This window comes from Stutzerimonas stutzeri (assembly GCF_000935215.1).
In the GTDB taxonomy this organism is placed as follows: Bacteria; Pseudomonadota; Gammaproteobacteria; order Pseudomonadales; family Pseudomonadaceae; genus Stutzerimonas.
In genome coordinates this window covers 1-577 of record NZ_JXXD01000372.1, presented here as the reverse complement: position 1 = coordinate 577, position 577 = coordinate 1, and the positions used below count along the sequence as shown (strand labels likewise).

The 577-nt window shown below is 42.3% G+C and carries 1 protein-coding gene; it reads left to right on the top strand.

Annotation, left to right across the window (positions count from 1 at the left end; translation table 11 throughout):
* The first annotated feature begins 113 nt into the window (after positions 1-113).
* Positions 114-512, top strand: coding sequence for a hypothetical protein (locus tag LO50_RS24865; RefSeq protein ID WP_152624011.1), 399 nt, complete (start codon positions 114-116; stop codon positions 510-512).
* Positions 513-577 lie beyond the last annotated feature (65 nt).

Sequence of the window (577 nt, the reverse complement as noted above, 5' to 3'; positions counted from 1 at the left end):
TTATAGAAGAAACGTGGTGCAGGGAGAGTCCATTACAGCCTTCAAATCGCTCGCTTCGCTCACTGGGACGGGGCTGAAGCCCGCCCCTTAACCAAACGTTAGAGGTTGCACGGATGCATGCGTTAAAATTCATAAAATGGATACTAATTTCCATAGGAGCCACTTTCCTAGTACTTTTATCTTTATTGGTATTTGCTTATTGGTATGCAAGCTCTGGAGTTTTCAGCTCTGAATCTTTTGAAAAAACAAAATGGCACGCTGCAATATCCGACGAACAATCTGCCACTTGCTACCGTGGAGGAATGGCTAGCGACATACAGGGCTTGTTATCAAACAAAATGACTGAAAATGATGTAGCTGTTTTACTTGGAGAGTCAAGTGAACAGTTTACTAAACAGGAATATCAATATTCACTTGGCATGTGCAGCGGTTTGGGAATTGATTACGACTATTTGCATATCTACTTCGATGAGCAGGGCCATTTCTCTCAAGCAAAGATTACTCAACATTGAGCAAGCAACCTCTAACAAATGGTATATGGACTCTCCCCACAAGCAGTGAGGAATAGCTTTTTCGA